A 3,289-nucleotide genomic window follows, 5' to 3' on the forward strand; every position below is an offset into this window, starting at 1 on the left:
GTTGCTGCTCTGCCGAGTTTTGGTTGGTCTGACGACCAGCCCAGCATTGTCATTGGTGGTGCGGACTCTCAAGCGTGAGGTAAGGGCAATTCGTGGATGCCTTGGCGCATACAGGCGATGAAGGACGTGGCACGCTGCGATAAGCTGCGGTGAGGTGTGAGCAACCTTTGACCCGCAGATTTCCGAATGGGGAAACCCACCCATCCCGTTTAACTCTGCCGTGTGGTGACACACGGTTGGGCTAAATGGAGTGAGGTATCATGAAGGTGAATACATAGCTTTCGTGAAGCGAACCCGGCGAACTGAAACATCTCAGTAGCTGGAGGAAAAGACATCAACCGAGATTCCGTTAGTAGTGGCGAGCGAACGCGGACCAGGCCAGTGCCTGATATTCAACTAGCAGAACAGTTTGGAAAGACTGGCCGTAGCGGGTGACAGCCCCGTATGCGAAAGTGAGATATCAGGACTTGAGTAGGGCGGGACACGTGTAATCCTGTCTGAACATAGGGGGACCACCCTCTAAGCCTAAATACTCGTATGCGACCGATAGTGAACTAGTACCGTGAGGGAAAGGTGAAAAGCACCCCGATGAGGGGAGTGAAACAGTACCTGAAACGGATTGCCTACAAGCAGTTGGAGGGGTCTTGAGCCCTGACAGCGTACCTCTTGCATAATGGGTCTGTGACTTAATGTACCAAGCAAGCTTAAGCCGATAGGTGTAGGCGCAGCGAAAGCGAGTCTGAATAGGGCGAATGAGTTTGGTGTATTAGACCCGAAACCCGGCGATCTAGGCATGACCAGGATGAAGGTGCGGTAACACGCACTGGAGGTCCGAACCGATTAACGTTGAAAAGTTACCGGATGAGTTGTGTTTAGGGGTGAAAGGCCAATCAAGCCGGGAAATAGCTGGTTCTCCGCGAAAACTATTGAGGTAGTGCCTCGGATGGACACCTCAGGGGGTAGAGCACTGGATGGTTGCGGGGGTCGCGAGACCTACCAATACTAACCAAACTCCGAATACCTGAGAGTGATATCCGGGAGACAGACGGCGGGTGCTAAGGTCCGTCGTCAAAAGGGAAACAGCCCTGACCTACAGCTAAGGTCCCCAAGTCATCACTAAGTGGGAAAGCATGTGGAACTTCCAAAACAACCAGGAGGTTGGCTTAGAAGCAGCCATCCTTTAAAGAAAGCGTAACAGCTCACTGGTCTAAACAAGAGGTTCTGCGGCGAAGATGTAACGGGGCTAAAGTGATGCACCGAAGCTTAGGATGTGATCTTATGATCACGTGGTAGCGGAGCGTTCCGTACGCCTGTGAAGCGGTCTGGTAATGGGCCGTGGAGGTATCGGAAGTGCGAATGCAGACATGAGTAGCGATAAAGAGGGTGAGATGCCCTCTCGCCGAAAGACCAAGGGTTCCTGCGCAAGGCTAATCCGCGCAGGGTGAGCCGGCCCCTAAGACGAGCCCGAAGGGGGTAGTCGATGGGAACCACGTTAATATTCGTGGGCCTGGTGGTGTGTGACGGATCTCGTGTGTTGTTCACCCTTATTGGATTGGGTGGGCTTCGAAGAGGTTCCAGGAAATAGCCCCACCGTATAGACCGTACCCGAAACCGACACAGGTGGTCAGGTAGAGTATACCAAGGCGCTTGAGAGAAGTGTCCTGAAGGAACTCGGCAAATTGCCTCCGTACCTTCGGAAGAAGGAGGCCCCCACAGTGCGCAAGCATTATGGGGGGGCACAGGCCAGGGGGTAGCGACTGTTTAGCAAAAACACAGGGCTCTGCTAAGTCGGCTTCAAGACGACGTATAGGGCCTGACGCCTGCCCGGTGCCTGAAGGTTAAGTGGAGGAGTGCAAGCTCTGAAATGAAGCCCAGGTAAACGGCGGCCGTAACTATAACGGTCCTAAGGTAGCGAAATTCCTTGTCGGGTAAGTTCCGACCTGCACGAATGGCGTAACGACTTCCCCACTGTCTCCAGGACATGCTCAGCGAAATTGAATTCCCCGTGAAGATGCGGGGTTCCCGCGGTTAGACGGAAAGACCCCGTGCACCTTTACTGCAGCTTCAGAGTGGCATTAGGAAAGAACTGTGTAGCATAGGTGGGAGGCTTTGAAGCATTGGCGCCAGCCGGTGTGGAGCCATAGGTGAAATACCACCCTGTTGTTTTCTGATGTCTAACCTCGATCCATGAAACTGGATCAGGGACCCTCTGTGGCGGGTAGTTTGACTGGGGCGGTCGCCTCCTAAAGAGTAACGGAGGCGCGCGATGGTGGGCTCAGGACGGTTGGAAACCGTCTGTTAGAGTGCAATGGCATAAGCCCGCCTGACTGCGAGACTGACAAGTCGAGCAGAGACGAAAGTCGGTCATAGTGATCCGGTGGTCCCTCGTGGAAGGGCCATCGCTCAACGGATAAAAGGTACGCCGGGGATAACAGGCTGATAACCCCCAAGAGCTCATATCGACGGGGTTGTTTGGCACCTCGATGTCGGCTCATCACATCCTGGGGCTGGAGCAGGTCCCAAGGGTTTGGCTGTTCGCCAATTAAAGTGGTACGTGAGCTGGGTTCAGAACGTCGCGAGACAGTTTGGTCCCTATCTGCCGTGGGCGTCGAAATTTGAGAGGAGTTGACCCTAGTACGAGAGGACCGGGTTGAACGTACCTCTGGTGTACCTGTCGTCGTGCCAACGGCGCAGCAGGGTAGCTATGTACGGACGGGATAACCGCTGAAAGCATCTAAGCGGGAAGCCTCCCTCGAGATAAGATTTCATAGAGCCGTGAAAGACCATCACGTTGATAGATCGGATGTGGAAGTGCGGTAACGCATGGAGCTAACCGATACTAATTGCTCTATTCGCGCTTGAGAGTCCCGCCATCAATGACAATCCTGGGAAGCCAGTACGTCAAAGACGCGCGGATGATCATCTGCAACGCCTGATACAAACACCAACACAGCGAAGCGTGCATCGATTTTAGACCCGATTACAGTTCTTACGCACCGGCTCCATTGCCTGGTGGCTATAGCGTCTGTGCCCCACCCGATCCCATCCCGAACTCGGCCGTGAAACCAGTCCGCGCCAATGGTACTATCGCTTAAGCGATGGAAGAGTAGGTCGTCGCCAGGCATTGAAGCCGGTGCGCAGGAACATATACTCGGATTTCTCGGAACCCATTCACATGTCTCCCCCCGCACACCCACGCGGGGATCCTTGGCGCGGGGTGGAGCAGCCCGGTAGCTCGTCAGGCTCATAACCTGAAGGTCACAGGTTCAAATCCTGTCCCCGCAACCAA

Annotated in this window: 1 tRNA gene and 2 rRNA genes; all 3 read left to right on the forward strand. The window is 54.4% G+C overall.

Going from position 1 to position 3,289, the window contains the following annotated elements:
• Nucleotides 1–69: 69 nt before the first annotated feature.
• The 3 genes from PX554_RS26320 to PX554_RS26330 all read left to right on the forward strand — a co-directional run bounded on the left by PX554_RS26320 (nt 70) and on the right by PX554_RS26330 (nt 3,288).
• Nucleotides 70–2,863: ribosomal RNA gene (locus PX554_RS26320) — 23S ribosomal RNA — on the forward strand.
• A 145-nt stretch (nt 2,864–3,008) separates the two neighbouring features.
• A 5S ribosomal RNA gene (rrf, locus tag PX554_RS26325) occupies nt 3,009–3,123 on the forward strand.
• 88 nt (nt 3,124–3,211) lie between these two features.
• A tRNA-Met gene (locus tag PX554_RS26330) sits at nt 3,212–3,288 on the forward strand.
• Nucleotide 3,289 lies beyond the last annotated feature (1 nt).

The organism is Sphingomonas pollutisoli, assembly GCF_029167165.1.
Lineage (GTDB): Bacteria > Pseudomonadota > Alphaproteobacteria > Sphingomonadales > Sphingomonadaceae > Sphingomonas > Sphingomonas pollutisoli.